Consider the following 19,073-nt stretch of genomic DNA (forward strand, 5'->3'; position numbering starts at 1 on the left):
CATATCAGCTAACGCTGATACAGGGGAGCTACACTCCCCTACGGAAATAAATTTCCTACCCCTTGTGTACTTCCAAAAAGAAAACCGATAAAAGCTATCCGATTTCTTTTTGGAAGTCTTATCCGTCGCCACATCAAAGTATCAGAAAAACGGAAAGGAGGTTTTTAACTATGGCGATATATCATCTTTGTATAAAGATTATCTCAAGAGGCAAAGGCAAAAGTGCAGTGGCAGCTTCCGCCTATCGAAGTGGCGAAAAGATAAAAAACAAATATGACGGAATAGTCCATGACTTTACAAGAAAAGGCGGAATAGCCCATACAGAAATTTTACTACCACAAAATGCACCGCAGGAATTTGTAAATCGTTCTGTCTTATGGAACAGTGTCGAGAAAATAGAAAAAAGTAAAAACTCACAGCTTGCAAGAGAAATTGAAATTGCCTTACCTAAAGAATTAGACAGAGAAAAACAGATTGAACTTGTACGAGAATATGTAAAAGAAAATTTTGTGAAAGTCGGTATGTGTGCCGATATTGCATTACACGATAAAAATGACGGAAACCCACACGCTCATATCCTGCTTACTATGCGATCGTTAAATGAAGATAAAACATGGGGAGCAAAATCAAAAAAGGAATATATCCTTGATGAAAATGGAGAAAAGATAAAACTCAAAAACGGCAATTACAAAACAAAAAAAATAGATACAGTAGATTGGAATGAACAAGACAAAGCAGAAGAATGGAGAAAATCATGGGCAGACATCACAAACAAATATTTGAAAGAAAATAGCATACAGGAAAAAGTAGACCATCGTTCTTATCAAAGGCAAGGTATAGAACAAATACCGACCATTCATTTAGGAGTATCAGCAACCCAAATGGAGAGGAAAGGCATAGCCACAGATAGAGGAAATATCAACCGAGAAATCAAACATCAGAATAAGATATTAAAAGAAATCGCAAGACGAATAAAAGCCTTAATGAGATGGATAAGGAGTTTAACAACAAACAAGAACAAAGATAATCCAACAGAGAACCAAGAGGATATATCTTTACAATCCACCACCTCACCAAAACAAAATGATTTAACAGATATACTCTCCATTATCATAAAAGAAAATGCAGATAACGGTAACATAGATTTAGAAAAATATATTGAAAGCTATCAATTTCTTAAAGAGAAAAACATTACATCAATATCAGAATTAAAAGAAAGCATATCAGTATTAAGAGATAAGAATTATAAGACCACAAGAGCAATAAAAGATACCGAAAAGAAAATCAATGACAAAGTAGAGCTTATCGACCAATCCGATAAATATTTGAAACATAAAGACACCTATAAAGCCTATACCAAGCTAAAGAAAAATAAACAAGATACTTTCTACAATGAACATACCGCAGAGATTATTTTATTTGAAAGTGCAAAGAAATATCTCAAAGAGCATTTAGGAGAAAGCAAGACCCTAAATATATCCAAATGGAAATCAGAAATAGGCACTTTGAGGAAAGAAAAAGATACTTTATATTCTCAAATCACAGATATACGAAAAGAAGTGGAGCAGGCTGAAAGTGTTAGAAGCTGTATAGAGAATCTACTAACAGAAAACAGAGGACTAACACAGGTTAAGAGAAATGAGTTGGACATATAATTTTAATATTAATTTATTGACACCAAAAACTGAATGTGGTATATTTATATCATAAAGATAGAAATATACCACATTAGGAGATCTATTATGAAAAGAAAATTAAATCCAGTCGGGTTTTTATCCTGTATTTCCATTATTGCGTTGATGGGGTTTATTACAAATAATCGAGGATGGTTTGGTTTTTTAGGTTTTCTTTATTATTTTAGATACTTTTGGATTATACCAGATGAATCTTTCCGAAATAATATCAAGAAATCAGCTACAGTCGCTTTTTTTGCTCAACTTTTTTCTTTAGCTCCATTATTGTTTTTAACCAAATTCTTAATAAGACACGAAAATTTTGTTCCTATATCATTTGGGATAAGCTTTTGCGTAGGGATTTTATTTTTTACCTTGACAATAGTTGTTTTGGAATGGAGGGAATCTAAAGGGATATCAAATGATTAAAAATAAGATAAAGGAATATAGGGCTAAAAATAATATGAAACAGGAAGAGTTGGCTCAAAAAGTAGGTGTAAGAAGAGAAACAATAGGGAATTTAGAAAAAGGTAGATATAATCCGTCTTTGGTACTTGCTTGGAATATAGCAAAACAGTTTAATGCTTCAATTGAAGAAATATTCACCGTAGAAGATGAGATATAAATTTATATTTTACAGAAGATAATGTAATGAGGATTCAAGAAACAGTAAATCAAAAAAGGTTTACTGTTTTTTCTTTGCCTAAAAAACGGAAAGGAGGACTTATGGAAGAAGAAAAAAGAGGAATACAAGCACCACCTAATAAACAGTTAACAATGGATCTTGGAAAGATAAAATATACTGTAAACCTACATTTCAAGCAAGGTACAGGGGAAACATACAAAGATAAAATACTAAGGCTAATCAAGAGAGAAACAGAGAAGATATAAATTTGTCAAAGAAATTTTGTTTATGTCCTTGACAAATCTTCCCAAATCAAGGCACAATCATCTAGTCGAGATGAGTTTTAGCATAATTTTATTTTTGAATTATTAAACTGACTTTGTCTGCGCTCTAACTAGATAAAATAATTATCTCGTTTACTTTTATATAATTTCTCAGCCTATTCCTCCAAGAATTGCTCCTGCTATCAAGGCTATTAGTGATGCTCCTACGTATATATATTTTGAAAGTAGAAAATAAAAATTTCCGACTGGTTTTTTTGCTCCTTGGTTTACTGCTTTTAGGGCAAATTCTTTTCCTCCTACCCACAAAAACATTATTCCTGCAAGTCCTGCTCCCAATGGACAAACATAAATTGAAATTACATCCATCCACTCTCCTACAATTTTTTGAATCAATATTGCCATTATGCAACCAAAAATATGAATTATAAGGGTTGATTTTTTTCTAGAAAAATTAAATTTTTCTTGCAAATAGGCTACTGATGATTCGTATAGATTTATAATTGAGCTAATTCCTGCAAACAAAACGCAAAGGTAAAAAATTATTCCCAAATATCTTCCAGCTGGCATAGAATTTAAAACATTTACTAAGTATATAAACATAAGTCCTGGCCCGCCTGTATCTAGAGGTGTATTTGTTGTTGCCATGGCTGGAATTATTACAAAAGATGCCATAAGGGATGCTATTGTATCAAAAATAGCTACATTTTTTGCGGATGCAATGAGATCTTCTTTTTTTGATAAATATGAGCCGTAAATTATTGTTCCAGATCCTGCTACTGATAGTGAAAAAAATGCTTGGCCAAAGGCATATATCCAAACTTTTGGATTTTTTATTAAATCTTTGTTGATGGTAAAAATATATTCGTAGCCTTTTGATGAGCCATTCATTGTTGAAATATAAATTGCAAGAAATACAAATAAAATAAAAAGTGTTGGCATCATTATTTTATTTGATTTTTCTATTCCTTTTGAAACGCCCAAAATCATAATAAAAAAACTTACAATTATGGCTATTACTATCCAAAGATTTGCCCCGCTTGCTGTTTTTGAAAAAGTTTCGCCAATTAGGTCCATATTATTTCCCATAGCTTTCAAATCTCCAGAAAAAGCCATAAAAGTATATTTAAAAATCCAAGCCATTACGCAAGTATAGCCGATAGCAAGGGCAAGCGAACCTACAACTGGAATTATTCCAAGTCTTTCTCCAATTTTTTTGTTATTGTATCTTAATTCGGTGCATTTACCAAAAGCTCTAACAGTTCCAGATTCTGTAAATCTTCCCAAAGCCATCTCGCTTATAACTCCTGTTGATGCAATTAAAATTACAAATATAAAATATGGAATTAAAAAAGTCATCCCATCATATTGAGAAACAAGAATTGGAAATCTCCAAATATTTCCCATCCCAACAGCCGAACCTATACAAGCTAAAATAAAGCCCCACTTACTTTGAAATCCATCTCTTTTTAAATTCTTTTCTTTCATAATTTACTCCTAGTATTATTATAACAGAAAATAATAATTTTTATTTTATTTTAATAAATATTAAAAAAGTAGGCAAGTAAGTTTTATAACTTTGTAAGAAAGATTAAAATTAATCCATAAAAATCCTTCCGATTTTAAAATTTATAAAGAGTTTTTATCAACAAAAAAACTCCGCCTGCTTTAAAACAGGCGAAGCTTTTTAAAATATTTTATTTCCTCTTACAAATTTTGAAACTATATCTTCATCTTTTGACAAATATACTATTCTTTCAAGTCTTTGTTTTAAGTTGAATTTATCTTCTTCTAATAATTTTTCATCATCTATTACTATAGTATCGAATTCGTAGCCTTTTTCAAATGAACCGACTTTTCCAAAAAATTCTCCTCCGCCCAAAGTTGCCATATAAAATGCTTCTTCGAGGCTTAATGGTTTTATTTTTTCGTCAACTAATCTATATCTTAATTTTGAAACTTTTATGGCATCTGCCATGGCTTTAAAAATTGATGCGTGAGTTCCTCCTGCAACATCCGAACCAAGTCCAATTTTTTGTCCTTCTCTTAGATATTTTCCTGCAGGAGCAATTCCTGATGTTAAATTTGTATTTGAATCTGGACAATGTGCAATGAAAACTTCGTTTTCTTTTATCAAATCTTGTTCATCATCATTTGAATATACACAATGAGCCATTACCGTTTTGTTGTTTTTGCCAAATAAATCAAAAATATTGTAAGCATCTCCATAAAATTTAGCCTTTGGAACTAATTCTTTTACCCATTCTATCTCTCCCAAATTTTCTGATAAGTGGGATTGGATAGGAAGATTGTACTCATCTTTTATTTTTCTTAATTTTTCAAGCAATTCATCAGTACATGATGGGATAAATCTTGGTGTTAAAATTGGATAGGTGTTTTTATATTTTCCTTTAATGGATTCTAGCCAATCAAGTGTTGCCTTTTCTGATTCATCTGCATCTTTTTCTTCAAGGTCTACTCCACCATTTCTATCCATATTAACTTTTCCAACAAATGAAACCATTTTTGACTTTTCCATCAAATCCATCAAAATTTGTGTAGATTTTACATGAAGACTTGCAAAAATTACATGTCTTGTATTTGGTCCATATTTTAAATAATCTACAAATCTTTGGTAAGATCTTTTGGCATAATCTTCGTCTTTAAATTTTGCCTCGCTTGGAAATGTGTAAGTGTTTAACCAATCCAACAATTCCAAATCCATGCCCATGCCCCTAAAATTATATTGAGGGGCGTGGATATGAAGGTCAACAAGACCTGGGCAAATTATTTTTTCTCCAAAATCTATTACTTCTATGTCTTTATATTTTTCATCTAATTTTTCGAAAACTCCCATTGATTTTCCATCTTGGCAAATTAAATAAGAATTTTCAAAACAATTTATTTCGTTTTGATTTTTGCTATAAATTATATTTCCCTTTAGGGCATAAGTTTTTGTCATTTGTCCACCTACCCTAAGGTTATAAAGGCATACCTAAATACAAAGGTAAGGGCAATTATTAGTGTTAGTGGTTTTATTTGATCTTTTTGTCCTGTAAAGAATTTTGCTATACAATATGTGATTAAGCCAAGTGCTATACCATTTGCTATTGAATATGTAAATGGCATGAAAACTATTGTACAAAATGCTGGGAGTGCATTTGTTATGTCGTTAAAATCTATGTCTTTTACGCCACTAAGCATCAAAACGCCTACAAAAATTAAAGCTGGTGCTGTAGCTTGTGCTGGGATTATTGAAATAATTGGCACAAATATTATTGATAGTAAAAATAAAAGTGCTGTTGTAAGACTTGTAAGTCCTGTTCTTCCACCTTCTGCAATACCTGCTGATGATTCTACAACTGTAGTTACTGTACTTGTTCCAACCAAAGCTCCTGCTGCAGTAGAAATTGCATCACTCATTAGAGCCTTTTTCAAATTAATAACTTCTCCTTTTTCATCAACAAGACCAGATTGTTTTGCTGCTGCAAGCAAAGTTCCAAGTGAGTCAAACATATTTACAAGTGAAAAGCTTAGAACAAGCATAGTTACAGTAAAAATTGATGTCCACATATTTTCTCCCGCAAAAAGTCCTGCGAAATCTAAATTAAAAAATGAAACTTCAAAAAAGTCATTAACTTGTGCTCCCAAATTTAAGCTTAAATTTGAAATATGAGTAAGTCCCATTGGAATACCTAAAAGAGTTGAAGCTAAAATAGAAATCAAAATTGCTCCCTTAACTTTTTTGTAAGATAAAATTGCTATTAAACAAAGTCCAATAAGTGAAAGGACTGCACCCATAACAAGTTCTACATTTGCATCAGGGCCTCTCCATTTTGCAAAATCTACAAGAGAAACCAAGGTAGCCTCATTTCCTACAACAAGACCTGCGTTTTTCAAACCAATTATGGTAATAAACAAACCAATTCCAGGTGTCATAGCAAGTTTTATAGAATCGGGAATTGCACGAATAATTGCCTCCCTAATTCCAAGAGCTGTGATTACAATAAATAATATTCCTGAGATAAAAACAATTACAAGAGCTTGGGCATAAGAATATCCCATACCAAGCATAGTAGTATAAGCAAAAAATGCACTTAGGCCCATGCCGGGAGCTTGAGCAAAAGGAAGTTTTGCATAAAAAGCAACTAAAATTGTACCAATAAAGGCACCAAGACAAGTTCCGATAAATACACCGTTTGAAATTTTTTGAGCCATTTGGCTATCACCCATAATTTCAAAAGGCGAAGACAAAACTTGAGGGTTAATTATCAACACATATGCGATAGTGATAAAAGTAGTGATTCCAGCGATAATTTCAGTTTTTACATTAGTATTATTTTCATTAAGATGAAAAAACCTATTTAGAAAACCATTTGTTTTTGAGTCCATAAGGATCCTCCTTCATAATTTTTTTCTAATTTAATAGTTATAGTTATTTTAAGATTAACTATTAATCTTTAAAAGCCATAGCCACTTATTTACGGTAAGTCGTAGAAACTCTCAACCAATTATGAGATTATATCGCTTTTAGTCAAAACTTATCATTTGTCGACAATTAAGATAACGTTTTCTGTATTATACTACATACAACATTTCTTTGTCAATAGCTTATTAGCGAAATAAAGTTATTTTTTATAAGATTTTTTCAAAATTTTGTGATTTTCTAAAAATAAAAATTAAAAATTCAAATTATTTTAAAAATGGGTAAATATCTATTGAGATTTTTAGGAGGACTTATGAAAAAGAAATTAAAAAATAAAAATTACCTAATCGGATTAATAATGTTCATTTTGACATTGATTTTTTCTTATATGGCTTATGTTGGAGTATTTTTTTTACACAAATATAAAGATATTTTAGAAATGTATGAAAATCCACTTGTACCCGACTTTTTTACTTTTTATATTTGGATTTTCATTTATATTTTTTCTCTTTTATTTTTGCTTTTGCCTTTTATTAAAAAGCTTTCAATGACAAATGAGGAAATTTATTACGAAAAATTGATGCCACTATTTATTTTTTGGAATATGGCAAATGGAATTTATGTAGTAATGGTAAACAATAATTATCTTATGCCAGCCCTTATAGGAGCAATGGCTTATGCTTTGATTTTGATTAATCTTGTAAAAACTATTGATCAAAATAAGGATTTTTCTAAAAAATACAAATATCTTATCACTCTTCCTACAGGAATTCATGCAGGATGGATTATTTTTTCGGTTTTTACAAATATAATGATGGTTCTTTTCGAAAATAGAAAAGATTCATATTCAACTTTTGCAATAATTATAAGCCTAATTTTGTTAATTCTTGCAAGTGCTGTGGTTTTGTTTGTTTTTAAAGAAAACAAAAATTCAGGCTTAATTATTGGATTTTTATTTTCCTTGATTGGAATAATAGGAAAACAAAGACCATCATCAAGTTTTCAAAATTCTAATTATATTGTATTTATTGGAGCGGTTGTTTTATTTATAATGACAAGCCTTGTCGCAATTTATATTTTTAAATTCATTAAAGAAAAGTAAAATTTAAAAATCCTAGCTTTTTTGCTAGGATTGTTTTTTTAAAAAATTTTATTATTTTAACTTCAAAACTATTCCAAAATTTCTTCTACAACTGGAATTGGATTTGTTTTTTCATTTGAGTAGGAAAATGTATTGTAAAAACTTTTTATCCATTCATCTGTTAGTTTTTCGTCGTGATAAACTGTTGCGAGAATATCGTCTTTTTTGATTTTATCGCCTTTTTTTACTTTCATTTCAAGTCCTACTGCATAATTTATATTATCTTCTTTCTTTTCACGTCCTCCTCCAAGTTTCATTGATAAAATTCCAAGATTCATGGAATGAATGTTATCAATGTAACCTTCTTTTTGGGATTTCATTTCAGTTTTAAATTTTGCTTGAGGCAAAAGGTCTGGATCTTCTATTTGTTTTACATTTCCGCCTTGGTATTCAACCATTTTCTTTAACTTTTCAAAGGCTTTTCCAGAATTTATTGCATCTTCAAGCATAGCTCTTGCTTCATTTTTATTTTTTGCAATTTTTCCTTGAACAAGCATAATCTCTCCTGCAGTCAAAACCAATTCTGTAAAATCTTTTGGCCCATTTCCTTTAACAGTTTCAATTGCCTCTTTTACTTCAAGAGCATTGCCGATTGTATTTCCCAAAGGTTGATTCATATCAGTAATCATTGCCTTGGTGTCTTTGCCAAGTTTTTTCCCTATATTTATCATTGCATTTGCTAATTTTTTGGCATCTTCAATTGTATGCATAAAAGCACCTTCTCCATATTTTACATCAAGTAAAATTGTGTCAGATCCAGATGCAAGTTTTTTACTCATTATAGATGATGCAATAAGCGGAATTGAATCGACAGTTGCTGTAACATCTCTTAGGGCATAGAGTTTTTTATCAGCAGGAACCAACTCTCCAGTTTGACCAATAATTGCAAAGCCAATTTCATTGACTTGTTTTTTAAAATCTTCTTCTTTTAAAAATACATTGAAGCCTTCAATTGATTCCAATTTATCAAGTGTTCCACCAGTATGACCCAAACCACGTCCGCTCATTTTCGCAAGTTTTAAGCCACAAGCAGAAATTATTGGGCCAAGAGCAAGAGAAGTTTTATCTCCAACCCCACCAGTAGAATGTTTGTCAGCCTTTATTCCTTTTATATCTGACAAATCAATTACATCGCCACTATTCATCATACACTCTGCAAGTTTTGCAGTTTCATGATCTGTCATTCCATTTAAAACAATAGCCATAAGAAGAGCAGAAGTTTGATAATCAGGAATTGATTCATCCGTTACACCATCAATCCAAAATTTAATTTCATCATCTGTTAATTCTTCTTTATTTTTCTTTTTTTCAATTATATCTACAAATCTCATCATATCCTCCTAATTATATATAAATACCCATTTTTCAAATTTTTGAAAAATTTATATAAATTAAGCGTTTTCTTTATCAATTAATTTTTCAATATTCTTATTAAGCCTATCAAGTTGTTTAATCATAAGCCAATTTTGTGCAAATAAAGCATTTATTCCACCACTAGCAAACATAGTAGAATTATTAAAAATAAGGTCCAAATCCTCTTTCTTAATTTCTTCTAATTCATAATAATCAACAATTTGTTCAAACGCTTTCTCATTTTTCCTATCAAAAATCGCCATGTCATCCTCCAATCTATATAATGATTTTACCCCATATAAAAAATATATATAAATTTCTTTTTATTATGATATTATTTATATAGGAGGATTTTATGATTAAAAAATTAATTAAGAATTTTAAACCTAATCTTTTTAGGGTTTTTATTTTACTAATTTTATTTTTAGCAATGGGCGGAGTATTTTTGGCAACAAATATGAGTGGAGCTGTACTTTTGATTGGAGATTTACTTTTTATTTTTGTTACCTTGCTTTTTTCAGATCATTTTGACTTGTATAAGTCCAAAAAATATAAAAATCAATTTTTAATAACCGTAGTATTTACAATTATTTTAATATTAATTTTATCTATGGTTTTGGTTTCTTTGGATATGGATGTGAATGATTTTAAAGGATTTAAATCTATTTCATTTAACTTATATATGCTAACCGGAGCTTATATTTTATCTTTACTTTACAAGGAAATCAGATACTTTTTGGATAAAAGGGCAAAAAAATAAGAGCTGTTACTCTTCATACTGTTGACAAAGTATACAAATCCTCATGCTAAGAATATCATACGGAAAAAATTGATTTGATTTCAAATTTTAAAATTCGTCAAAAAACGCACTGTTTGAGCGTTAGCGAGTTTGCGTTTTTTGAATTTTGGAATTTAGAAATCAACAATTTTTGAAGTCCGATATTCGTGCTTGAGGGTTTGTCTACGCTCTGAAGAACTTTTGCTCTTATTTTTTTAATATATCCAAAGGATTTATAGCCTGAGGGCTTATGGATAATTTGTTTTTATTATTGTAGAAAACAAAAATTGGAAAATTTGTTTTGCCTTCTTCTAAGTTTTCTGCTAGACTTTCTAGGAAAAATTTCAAATCTTTTTTGTTTATATTTTTCTTTTCTTTTTCTAGCCAAAATGGGGATAGGGGTTTTATTTCTTCTATATCAAGAAGGATTCCTACTTCATATTCCCTATTTAAAAAACTTGCCCCAAAGGCATAGATTCCATTTTCGTGGTCTTCTTTTTGGTCAAACTTTAAATTTTTTGGAAGATTTATTACATCTATTTCCATTACATTTGTAATTTCCCCCATTTATTTTTTCAAAATTTTCTAAAATTTTATCTTTTTCTAATTGTTTTTTTACTAGATTGTAGTATTTTCTATTTTTTAACATGATCCCTCCTAATTTTGTAAATCCAAAACTGCATTTGCCATAACTTCTACTGCGGGCTTTATTGCCTTATCTGAGCAGTAGAAATTTTTGCTGTGGAGGGCTTCTTTTTTGTGATTTTCTTCTCCACTTCCAAACCAATAGAAAAATCCTGGGACTTTTTCCATATAAAAGGCAAAATCTTCACTTGCCATGGTTTGTCCTTCTTTTATTATATTTTCTTCTCCCAAAATTTTTTCTGCTGATTTTAAAACTTTTTCATACATTTCTTCTGGGTTATAGACTAGGGGAATTTTTTCTGTGTATTTTATTTCGTACTTACACTCATAGGCACAGGCTATATTTTTTACTATTTCTTCCATTCTTTTTACTGATTTTTCCAAAGATTTTTCTGAAAGTGATCTGATTGTTGCAGACAGATGAGTCCTATCTACAACTAGATTGTTTTCTGAGCCTCCATTTATAGAATTTACGGATAAAACTGCAGAGTCAAATGGATTTGTGTTTCTTGAAATAATTGTTTGAAGGGCCATTACTATATTTGAAGCACAGACAATCGGGTCAATGTTTAAATGTGGCATAGATCCGTGTTGGCCTTTTCCAATAATTTCAATTTTAAAATTGACCTTTGTGCTCATAAGAGGGCCTTTTTTTATTATCGCCTTGCCATAATCAATTTCTGGCCAATTGTGAAGGCCCAAAATCTTGTCAATTTTTACTTTTTCAAAAAGTCCCTTGTCCAAATATTCCTTGGCTCCTGTCGTTATTTCTTCTGATTTTTGGAAAATAAAAACCACATCGCCATTTAATTTTTCCTTATTTTTTGATAAAAGTTTAGCTATAGCAAGGACAACCGATGTGTGATAATCGTGGCCACAAGCGTGCATGATCTTATCATTTTTTGATTTGTAGGAAATTTCTGTTTCTTCCTTTTGTAAAAGAGCGTCAATATCTGCCCTAAGACCAATAACTTCTCCATTTTTTCCAGTATTAAGCCTTGCAATCAAACCAGTTTCTATTGGAAAATCTATAATTTCTATTCCATCAATTTTTTCCAGAAAGTCCCTTATAATTTTTGTTGTCCTAAATTCATTTTCAGAAACTTCTGGGTGCATGTGAATATCGTGTCTAATTTTTATTATTTCTTCTAAATCTTCTTTCGAAATTTCAAGCATTATTTGTTTAATAGTCCTCCCTCTCCAAGTTCAATAAAATCTTCTTTTTTAAGGTCGATTTTTGCAAAAATTCTTGGCAAGAATATGTCAAAACTTGTAAATTTTGAATGCATACTTGCTCCTGGAACCCCAAGTAAATAAGTTTTCCCCTTCATACCAAGAGTGAGCATATTTCCTGGTTGAACTGGCATTCCTTGGATAATAAATTTATCAGATAAATCTTTTATGGTTGATGGAGTTATATCGTCAGGATCCACGCTCATTCCACCAGAAAATATAACAAGGTCAGCGTCTTCTTCTAGATATTTTTTACAAACTTTTTCTATATATTCTTTGTCATCTGGACATTTTTCAATTCCAAGAAGCTCATGGTTAAAGTGGGATAATTTTTCCCTAACTACAGGCTCAAACATATCTTTTATTCTTCCTGTAAAAACTTCATTTCCCGTAATAATTACTCCAACTTTTAATTTTTGAAATTTTTTCACTTCAAAGATTGGCTCATATTTTTTTGCAATTTTTTTAATATTTTGAACCTGGTCTTCTTCGGTAAAAAGAGGAACAATCCTTCCTCCAACCAAATTATCTCCCTCATTTACAATTGAATATGAAGGAATAGTTGCAAAGGTGTAATCTCCTTCCATATTTAGATCAAAAAGTCCCTTTCTGTTTATCACAAAAAGTCCATAGGTCTTGCTTTTAAAGCCAATTTTTCCTTCTGATGGATTTGAATAGGAAATATTTTCTCCAATCAAATCATCTGCAACTTCTCTTATTGCATCTTCTTCGTGGACAAAACCTTTGTCAAGCTCTCCCACAAATATATTCTCTTTTCCAATATCTTTTAATTTTTCTATATCTTCTTTTTGGATTACATGGCCTCTTTTAAAAAGCACACCCTTAAAGCCACTTGCTTTTATTCCAGTTAAATCATGAAAAAGCACATGCCCAACTGCATCTTCTACTTTTATTTTTTTTAGCATAAATTCTCCTGTTTATAAATTTTTCCAAAAAATTACAAACCATTAAATATTTAATGGTTTGTATTTTTTTTAATTTTCTATTACTTTATTATTTTTAATTGAAATCATCAAGGATAGAATTGAAATTGCAATTTCCTCAACACTTCCATCGTCAATATCATAACCTACTGGAGCGTGAACTTTTTTAAGTAAATCTTCACTTACTCCTTTTTCTTTCAAATTATCAAAAACTCTTTTTACTTTTCTTTTTGAACCAATCATACCTAGGAATTTATAATCTTTGTCGATTACATTTTCCAAAACTTCCTCATCATAATCTGGTGTGCAGATTAAAATGTAGGTATTTTTGTTAAATTTATAGGTTGAAGCAAAATCTTTTGGATTTGAAATTACAAATTCTCTTATATTTTCCAAATCTTTTTTGTCTTCGAAATCTTCTCTTTGGTCAACTACGGTCACGTCAAAATTTGTATTTACAGCAACTCTTGCAAGCTTTTGTCCAACATGACCTGCCCCAAAAATAATCAAACTGGGATTTGCCCTAAAAATTTTGATATACCCCTTATTTCTTCCCCCACAAGACATTTTCACTTCTTGTTTTTCATTTAAAGTATAATCAAAAGATTTTTCTTCGTCATCTTCTAGAGCTTTTTTTGCTTGTTTAATAAGATCAAACTCTATAGGACCTCCGCCGATTGTTCCAGAAATTTCTCCATTTTCAAAAACTGCCATAGAAGAATTGTCCTTGCCGGGAGCTGAACCCTTGGTTTCTGTAAGAATTACCAAGGCAACATTTTCTCCCCCATCAAGTTTTTCTACAATTTTTTTAAGAATTTGTATATCCATTTTCAATTCTCCTTTTTCCTATAAGAATAGCATCAAGGCATCCTCCACCAATAAGCCTTGCCTTATCAGAAATAGTTTTTGCATTTTTTGGAATAACTCTTGGATCAACATCTCCAATTTTTAAACCCTTTGTAACAAAAGAGCCATTTCCAATCATGCCCCTAACCATTCCATCAAGTTGTGATTTTATTTCTTTTCCATTTACAAGAGCGACAACTTGGTCTTTTTTTACAACAGAACCAATATCTTCTATAACTTGGATTTGTCCATCGTCTACTGCTCTTAAAATTCTTTCACTTGTAAAGCCTTTAATATTTCCAGGAATTCCTGTATTTTTTTCTGCAAAACCTTCAAAAATTAACCTACCAAGGTCATGGCCCCTGTTTGTTTCAATTACATAATCAACATCAACTCCTGCCTCATAACCAGGTCCAAGAGCGATTGTAATATCAGCCATATTTTTATTTGTTCCAATATTTTTTTTGGCAAGAGTTCCATCAACCACAGCCATAGGTTTTAATTCTTCTAAAATTTCAGCCTTTGGGTCAACAAAAACTGGAACTACATTTTCATCCCAGGCTTTTTTAATTTGTTCAAGACTTTCAACTTTTCTTGCAGTAAAATCTTCAATTTGCACTTCTCCATCAAAAATTGCTTGGGCAGTTGAAACATATCTTCTTATACAAAGAGGTTTTTCCATCTCCAAAACCAAAACCTTAAAACCAGTTCTAAATAATTTTTGGATAGAACCAGTTGCAACATCGCCACCGCCCCTAAAAACTACAATATTATTTAGAGGCATCTTCTAATTCCTCCAAATTTTTGTAGGTATCAATATCCCACAATTCTTTAATATCGTCAATTTTAACTTCATTTTTATTATCATCCTTAACCAAAATCATTCCGCCTTGGTCAAAATCTAAAGACAAAAGACCTTCCCTGTATTCTGGTGAAAATATTACAGGAGCTCCCCTTCTTTTTTCAGTTCTTGGATAGGTAATCAATTGATTTTCCTTATATTTTTCAATTAATTTATTAACAGTTTCAACTTTTAATAATGGTTGGTCAGCTACAAAAAACATCATAGCAGAATCCTTATCACAATTTAAAACTCCAAGCTTAATTGATGCAGATTTGCCAACTTCGTTGTTGTCGTTGAAAATCGCCTTAAATCCTCTTTTTTTGCCAGATTCAAGAATTTCATCATAAGATGAAACAAGGATAACATCATCAAAATCAATTTCTTCTACCAAATCAAGAACCCATTCATAAAGTTTGTCGCCCTTAAAATCAAGTAAAAGTTTGTTTTCTCCCATTCTTCTAGAAAGTCCAGACGCCATAACAATTGCACTAATTTTCATAATATTTCTCCTTTAAAATTGATCCATAAAAATATTTCAAATTTATTTTCTCTCTTAAATAACTTATTACCCCTTTTGCCTGATTTTTCTCAAAAATACTATCAGCTTGGTTAAAGAAAATAAATTTTTCTCCGCAAAAATCTCCGAAAATTCCAGATTTTATAAGTTTTTCAAAAACTTCTTCATCTACAATATCACTTTTTATATTCTCCCTAAATTCATCAAAATTATAAATGAAATCAGGAGAAATTTCTTTTCCATAAACTTTTATAGAAAAAATTCCAACAAGTTTATCTGTAAAATCATAAATAACTGGTTCATATTCTTTCCAAAATTTTAGGGGAAGATTTCTACATCCATCTGCTTCTATTATAATATAATCAAAGTCTTTTTTTATAGTTTTTAAATTATTTTCTCCAATAGACTTTAATTTATTAACTCCATCAAGCTTTTGGCCAATTCCTACAATCTTATTTTTAAAATCTTTTTTTATATAATCATCAAAAGATAAAAAAAGTTCGTCGACTTGGTCTTTTTCTGGAACTTTTATTTTTGTAGAACTAGTAATTAAAACTGAACCTTTTTTCTTTAAAATATTTGCAAGATAAAACATAAGAGAAGTCTTGCCACCAGATCCTGTGATAGAAATCACATCATTTTTTTTGATTTTTAAAATCTCATCTAAATTTTTTTCCATAATAAAATAAATTAAAGGACTGTGAAAGACAATTTTTAAAAAAGCAGAAAATCGAAATGCTAAGAATATCATGCGGAAAAAATTGTTTTGATTTCAAATTTAAAACTTCGTCCAAAATCGCACTGTTTGAGGGCGTCGCCAGAGTTTGCGATTTTAGAAGTTTTAAATTTAGAAATCATCAATTTTTGTAGTCCGATATTCGTGCATGTCGATTTATCTACTTAATTAAAGTGTGAAATTCACAATCCTTTATTCTCCTATTTTTTTATAATTTTCTTTTTATTTTTACTATAAGCTGTATCTCTTAATGGAAGCTCTAATCTTAAATCGTGGTCTTTTGCATAATATGCTCCTTGAACTGCTGGTGCTGTTGGAATTGTTGCAATTTCTCCAATTCCTTTTGCTCCGTAAGCAAGGTCTAATAATTCATCTTTTTCAATTAAAATTGTATGAATATTTGGAGCATCTGGTGCTTTCCACAAGCCCATTGTTCCATATTTTGCTTTTAAAACAGAATTTTGAACTTTCAAATCTTCTGTTAAAGCATAACCAAGACTCATTATAACTCCACCTTCGATTTGGCCTTCAATTGTTGTAGGATTTACAACTTTTCCAGAATCGTGAGCAGCATAAACATCTGTAACTTTTCCATCATCATCTAAAATTGCAACATGGGCTGCAAAGCCGTAAGCGATATGTGATTTTGGATTTGGTTTATCAGAGCCAAGCGGATCTGTTGGATCATCATATTCGTAAAAATATTCTTTTTTATCAAGCTCTTCAAGGCTATGGTTTTCTAAATCTTTTGCAAGTTGTTCAGCACATTTTTTTGCAGCCTCACCAGTTATAAGGGTATGTCTTGAACCTGATGTTGTTCCAGAATCTGGACTTGTTAAAGTGCTTGGTGGCATAACTTTTATTTTGTGATATGGAAGTCCTGTTGCCTTTCCAACCATTTGTAAAATAATTGTACCAACACCTTGACCTATACAAGTTGCTCCAGAAAATACTCTTACAAAATCTTTTTCAACAACAATTTTTACCCTACCAATATCTTTTAGTCCAACACCAACTCCGGCATTTTTCATAGCAACTGCAATTCCTGCGTGATCTTTATTTTTTTCATAAATATCTTTTACAGCCTCAAGACATTCAACCATTGCAGTAGATCTATCAGCAATTTGTCCGTTTGGAAGAACTTCGCCTGGTTTTATTGCATTTCTATACCTAATTTCCCATGGAGAAATTCCAACTTTTTCTGCTAAAATATTTATGTTTGATTCCATTGCAAAATTTGATTGGCAAACTCCAAATCCTCTAAAAGCTCCTGCTGTAGGATTGTTTGTATAATATCCGTAGCCTTTTATATCTGTATTTTGATAATTGTAAGGACCTACTGAGTGAGTACAAGCTCTTTCCAAAACTGGTCCACAAAGTGAAGCATAAGCTCCTGTATCAAAATAAATTTCACATTCCATTCCTTGGAAAATTCCATTTTCATCACAGCCGATTGTAAATGTTCCTTCCATTGGGTGGCGTTTTGGATGCCATCTTAATGATTCATCTCTTGTAAATTTATGTTTAACTGGTCTTTTGAAAAGATAAGCTGCAAGAGCTGCTGGTGGCTGAACACTCATGTCTTCTTTTCCACCAAATCCTCCGCCGACAAATGGATTTACTACGACAATTCTTTCTGGAGTATCTTCCCAATCAAACATAATTGACAATTCTCTTCTTGTATCATAAACTGATTGGTCGGATGAATAAACTCTTACTCCATCCTTGTATGGTTCTGCCACACAACATTCTGGTTCAAGAAAAGCGTGTTCACCAAGTGGAGTTTTGTAAGTAAAGGTTGCTGTATATTTTGAATTTTCCAAAGCTTTTTTTGCATCTCCACGAGAAACATGTCTTTGTTGGCAAAGATTGTCAACGCCTTCGTGAACTTGTGGGGCATCTTCTGCCATAGCATCTTTGATTGAACTAACAGGTTCTAATTCTTCAAGCTCAACTTTTACAAGTTTTTTTGCTTTTTCCAAAGTTTTTTCATCTTCTGCAACTACAAAACAAAATGCATCTGCAAGGGAAGCTGTTGTTTGTCCAACATCAATAAATACCGGCCAATCTCTTTGGATGTGTCCAACTTTTTGTACTGGCAAATCTTTTGCAGTAAGAACTCCAACAACTCCATCAAGTTTTTCGGCTTCGCTTGTATCTAAACTTAAAAGCCTTGCTCTTGGAAATTTACTTCTTACACAAGAACCATAAGTCATATTTGGAAGTTCTATATCATCTGCATAAGTTCCTGTTCCAAGAATTTTTTCTTTTGCATCAATTCTGTCGGCTCTTGCTCCAACAAAAGCATCACTTTCTTCGTCTTTTATTTCTTCTTCGCCTCTTAAAATTTTTCCAGCTAAAGTTATTCCATCAACGATTTTTTTGTAGCCTGTGCACCTACAAATATTTCCCTTGATAGCTTCTCTAATTTCTTTTTCTGTAGGATTTGGATTTTGTCTAATTAAACTTGCTCCACTCATAACCATTCCAGGAATACAAAAACCGCATTGGACAGCTCCTGCCTTAGTAAAGGCGTATGTAAAGGCATCTTTTTCTTTTTGAGATAGACCTTCGTTTGTTATAATTTCTTCTCCATTAAGTTTTGATAGCCTAACTATACAAGATTTTTTGTGAATATCTCCAACTATAACTGTACAAGTTCCACAAGCTCCTTGGCTACAACCATCTTTAACAGAAAATAATTTTAAGTCATCTCTAAGAAATCTTAATAAAGATTTATCTTCGTATGTTTCATAAGTTTTCCCATTAACTTTTATAATAAAGGGATCCTGTCCTTGTATTTTTTTCCTATTAAAATCGTATCTTTATTTGTCATCATATTTCCTTATCTAATTTTCTTTTTATAAATTTGCCCATGCCTTTTTTTCCATAATATCCATTTTTATCCAAAATAATTTTTCCTTTTGCTATTACTGTATCAACTTTTACATCTGTTTTGTATCCTTCATAGCTTGTATAATCACATTTTGAATGTCTGTTTTCTTCTTTTATTGTGTAGGAAATTTTGGAA

Annotated in this window: 20 protein-coding genes and 1 riboswitch; of the genes, 6 read left to right on the forward strand and 14 right to left on the reverse strand. The window is 31.1% G+C overall.

Annotated features, from left to right (window positions below):
- The first annotated feature begins 170 nt into the window (after positions 1 to 170).
- From mobQ to HGAG_RS07815, 4 genes are all read left to right on the forward strand, one after another.
- On the forward strand, positions 171 to 1,655 hold the full coding sequence (gene mobQ / locus HGAG_RS07800; protein WP_019118614.1) for a MobQ family relaxase: 1,485 nt from the start codon (positions 171 to 173) through the stop codon (positions 1,653 to 1,655).
- Positions 1,656 to 1,742: 87 nt separating this feature from the next.
- Positions 1,743 to 2,102 (forward strand): DUF3796 domain-containing protein, encoded by a 360-nt coding sequence (locus HGAG_RS07805; protein ID WP_019118615.1) that lies wholly within the window; start codon positions 1,743 to 1,745, stop codon positions 2,100 to 2,102.
- Positions 2,095 to 2,298: a helix-turn-helix transcriptional regulator gene (locus HGAG_RS07810; protein WP_019118616.1), complete on the forward strand. Its 204-nt coding sequence runs from the start codon at positions 2,095 to 2,097 to the stop codon at positions 2,296 to 2,298. The genes HGAG_RS07805 and HGAG_RS07810 overlap by 8 nt, the downstream gene beginning before the upstream one ends.
- Before the next feature lie 101 nt (positions 2,299 to 2,399).
- Positions 2,400 to 2,564: a transposon-encoded TnpW family protein gene (locus HGAG_RS07815; RefSeq protein ID WP_019118617.1), complete on the forward strand. Its 165-nt coding sequence runs from the start codon at positions 2,400 to 2,402 to the stop codon at positions 2,562 to 2,564.
- A gap of 168 nt (positions 2,565 to 2,732) precedes the next feature.
- On the opposite strand, the gene HGAG_RS07820 is transcribed toward HGAG_RS07815, so the two are convergent.
- The 3 genes from HGAG_RS07820 to HGAG_RS07830 all read right to left on the reverse strand — a co-directional run bounded on the left by HGAG_RS07820 (position 2,733) and on the right by HGAG_RS07830 (position 6,971).
- Positions 2,733 to 4,067, reverse strand: coding sequence for a sodium-dependent transporter (locus HGAG_RS07820; protein WP_019118618.1), 1,335 nt, complete (start codon positions 4,065 to 4,067; stop codon positions 2,733 to 2,735).
- Positions 4,068 to 4,266: 199 nt separating this feature from the next.
- On the reverse strand, positions 4,267 to 5,541 hold the full coding sequence (locus HGAG_RS07825) for an amidohydrolase family protein (protein ID WP_019118619.1): 1,275 nt from the start codon (positions 5,539 to 5,541) through the stop codon (positions 4,267 to 4,269).
- 8 nt (positions 5,542 to 5,549) lie between these two features.
- Positions 5,550 to 6,971, reverse strand: a complete 1,422-nt coding sequence (locus HGAG_RS07830) for an NCS2 family permease (RefSeq protein WP_019118620.1) — start codon at positions 6,969 to 6,971, stop codon at positions 5,550 to 5,552.
- Between the two features lie 58 nt (positions 6,972 to 7,029).
- A riboswitch (purine riboswitch) is annotated at positions 7,030 to 7,126 on the reverse strand.
- A gap of 192 nt (positions 7,127 to 7,318) precedes the next feature.
- On the opposite strand from HGAG_RS07830, the gene HGAG_RS07835 reads away from it, so the two are divergent.
- Positions 7,319 to 8,107, forward strand: coding sequence for a hypothetical protein (locus tag HGAG_RS07835; RefSeq protein WP_019118621.1), 789 nt, complete (start codon positions 7,319 to 7,321; stop codon positions 8,105 to 8,107).
- A gap of 68 nt (positions 8,108 to 8,175) precedes the next feature.
- On the opposite strand, the gene HGAG_RS07840 is transcribed toward HGAG_RS07835, so the two are convergent.
- A complete protein-coding gene (locus HGAG_RS07840) occupies positions 8,176 to 9,477 on the reverse strand; it encodes a pyrimidine-nucleoside phosphorylase (protein WP_019118622.1) in 1,302 nt (433 codons plus the stop codon).
- 60 nt (positions 9,478 to 9,537) lie between these two features.
- Positions 9,538 to 9,762 carry a hypothetical protein gene (locus tag HGAG_RS07845; protein WP_004839362.1) on the reverse strand — a complete coding sequence of 75 codons (225 nt, stop codon included), beginning with the start codon at positions 9,760 to 9,762 and terminating at the stop codon, positions 9,538 to 9,540.
- Positions 9,763 to 9,854: 92 nt separating this feature from the next.
- On the opposite strand from HGAG_RS07845, the gene HGAG_RS07850 reads away from it, so the two are divergent.
- Positions 9,855 to 10,259 (forward strand): hypothetical protein, encoded by a 405-nt coding sequence (locus HGAG_RS07850; RefSeq protein WP_019118623.1) that lies wholly within the window; start codon positions 9,855 to 9,857, stop codon positions 10,257 to 10,259.
- A gap of 225 nt (positions 10,260 to 10,484) precedes the next feature.
- On the opposite strand, the gene HGAG_RS10890 is transcribed toward HGAG_RS07850, so the two are convergent.
- The 9 genes from HGAG_RS10890 to xdh form a co-directional block, all read right to left on the reverse strand.
- Complete coding sequence (locus HGAG_RS10890) at positions 10,485 to 10,823, reverse strand: hypothetical protein (RefSeq protein WP_019118624.1); 339 nt, start codon at positions 10,821 to 10,823, stop codon at positions 10,485 to 10,487.
- On the reverse strand, positions 10,780 to 10,926 hold the full coding sequence (locus HGAG_RS12160; RefSeq protein WP_019118625.1) for a hypothetical protein: 147 nt from the start codon (positions 10,924 to 10,926) through the stop codon (positions 10,780 to 10,782). Before HGAG_RS12160 ends, HGAG_RS10890 begins: the two co-directional genes overlap by 44 nt.
- An 8-nt stretch (positions 10,927 to 10,934) precedes the next feature.
- Complete coding sequence (locus HGAG_RS07860; RefSeq protein WP_019118626.1) at positions 10,935 to 12,098, reverse strand: M20 metallopeptidase family protein; 1,164 nt, start codon at positions 12,096 to 12,098, stop codon at positions 10,935 to 10,937.
- The gene (locus tag HGAG_RS07865) at positions 12,098 to 13,081 is read right to left on the reverse strand and encodes a molybdopterin-binding protein (protein ID WP_019118627.1); all 984 of its coding nucleotides are present in this window, start codon (positions 13,079 to 13,081) and stop codon (positions 12,098 to 12,100) included. The genes HGAG_RS07860 and HGAG_RS07865 overlap by 1 nt, the downstream gene beginning before the upstream one ends.
- Positions 13,082 to 13,150: 69 nt before the next feature.
- Complete coding sequence (locus HGAG_RS07870; RefSeq protein ID WP_019118628.1) at positions 13,151 to 13,927, reverse strand: XdhC family protein; 777 nt, start codon at positions 13,925 to 13,927, stop codon at positions 13,151 to 13,153.
- Complete coding sequence (gene yqeB / locus HGAG_RS07875; protein WP_019118629.1) at positions 13,908 to 14,729, reverse strand: selenium-dependent molybdenum cofactor biosynthesis protein YqeB; 822 nt, start codon at positions 14,727 to 14,729, stop codon at positions 13,908 to 13,910. Before yqeB ends, HGAG_RS07870 begins: the two co-directional genes overlap by 20 nt.
- Positions 14,716 to 15,288, reverse strand: coding sequence for a nucleotidyltransferase family protein (locus HGAG_RS07880; RefSeq protein WP_019118630.1), 573 nt, complete (start codon positions 15,286 to 15,288; stop codon positions 14,716 to 14,718). The genes yqeB and HGAG_RS07880 overlap by 14 nt, the downstream gene beginning before the upstream one ends.
- Positions 15,278 to 15,985, reverse strand: coding sequence for a selenium cofactor biosynthesis protein YqeC (gene yqeC / locus HGAG_RS07885; protein ID WP_040401680.1), 708 nt, complete (start codon positions 15,983 to 15,985; stop codon positions 15,278 to 15,280). Before yqeC ends, HGAG_RS07880 begins: the two co-directional genes overlap by 11 nt.
- Positions 15,986 to 16,242: 257 nt before the next feature.
- Positions 16,243 to 18,843: a selenium-dependent xanthine dehydrogenase gene (gene xdh / locus HGAG_RS07890; RefSeq protein WP_026074078.1), complete on the reverse strand. Its 2,601-nt coding sequence runs from the start codon at positions 18,841 to 18,843 to the stop codon at positions 16,243 to 16,245.
- Positions 18,844 to 19,073: the final 230 nt, after the last annotated feature.

The sequence above is a fragment of the Anaerococcus obesiensis ph10 genome, from assembly GCF_000311745.1.
Lineage (GTDB): Bacteria > Bacillota > Clostridia > Tissierellales > Peptoniphilaceae > Anaerococcus > Anaerococcus vaginalis.

Coding starts and splice junctions, on each gene's coding strand:
- mobQ (WP_019118614.1), top strand. CDS start 171: ATGGCGATATATCATCTTTGTATAAAGATTATCTCAAGAGGCAAAGGC.
- HGAG_RS07805 (WP_019118615.1), top strand. CDS start 1,743: ATGAAAAGAAAATTAAATCCAGTCGGGTTTTTATCCTGTATTTCCATT.
- HGAG_RS07810 (WP_019118616.1), top strand. CDS start 2,095: ATGATTAAAAATAAGATAAAGGAATATAGGGCTAAAAATAATATGAAA.
- HGAG_RS07815 (WP_019118617.1), top strand. CDS start 2,400: ATGGAAGAAGAAAAAAGAGGAATACAAGCACCACCTAATAAACAGTTA.
- HGAG_RS07820 (WP_019118618.1), bottom strand. CDS start 4,067: ATGAAAGAAAAGAATTTAAAAAGAGATGGATTTCAAAGTAAGTGGGGC.
- HGAG_RS07825 (WP_019118619.1), bottom strand. CDS start 5,541: ATGACAAAAACTTATGCCCTAAAGGGAAATATAATTTATAGCAAAAAT.
- HGAG_RS07830 (WP_019118620.1), bottom strand. CDS start 6,971: ATGGACTCAAAAACAAATGGTTTTCTAAATAGGTTTTTTCATCTTAAT.
- HGAG_RS07835 (WP_019118621.1), top strand. CDS start 7,319: ATGAAAAAGAAATTAAAAAATAAAAATTACCTAATCGGATTAATAATG.
- HGAG_RS07840 (WP_019118622.1), bottom strand. CDS start 9,477: ATGAGATTTGTAGATATAATTGAAAAAAAGAAAAATAAAGAAGAATTA.
- HGAG_RS07845 (WP_004839362.1), bottom strand. CDS start 9,762: ATGGCGATTTTTGATAGGAAAAATGAGAAAGCGTTTGAACAAATTGTT.
- HGAG_RS07850 (WP_019118623.1), top strand. CDS start 9,855: ATGATTAAAAAATTAATTAAGAATTTTAAACCTAATCTTTTTAGGGTT.
- HGAG_RS10890 (WP_019118624.1), bottom strand. CDS start 10,823: ATGGAAATAGATGTAATAAATCTTCCAAAAAATTTAAAGTTTGACCAA.
- HGAG_RS12160 (WP_019118625.1), bottom strand. CDS start 10,926: ATGTTAAAAAATAGAAAATACTACAATCTAGTAAAAAAACAATTAGAA.
- HGAG_RS07860 (WP_019118626.1), bottom strand. CDS start 12,098: ATGCTTGAAATTTCGAAAGAAGATTTAGAAGAAATAATAAAAATTAGA.
- HGAG_RS07865 (WP_019118627.1), bottom strand. CDS start 13,081: ATGCTAAAAAAAATAAAAGTAGAAGATGCAGTTGGGCATGTGCTTTTT.
- HGAG_RS07870 (WP_019118628.1), bottom strand. CDS start 13,927: ATGGATATACAAATTCTTAAAAAAATTGTAGAAAAACTTGATGGGGGA.
- yqeB (WP_019118629.1), bottom strand. CDS start 14,729: ATGCCTCTAAATAATATTGTAGTTTTTAGGGGCGGTGGCGATGTTGCA.
- HGAG_RS07880 (WP_019118630.1), bottom strand. CDS start 15,288: ATGAAAATTAGTGCAATTGTTATGGCGTCTGGACTTTCTAGAAGAATG.
- yqeC (WP_040401680.1), bottom strand. CDS start 15,985: ATGGAAAAAAATTTAGATGAGATTTTAAAAATCAAAAAAAATGATGTG.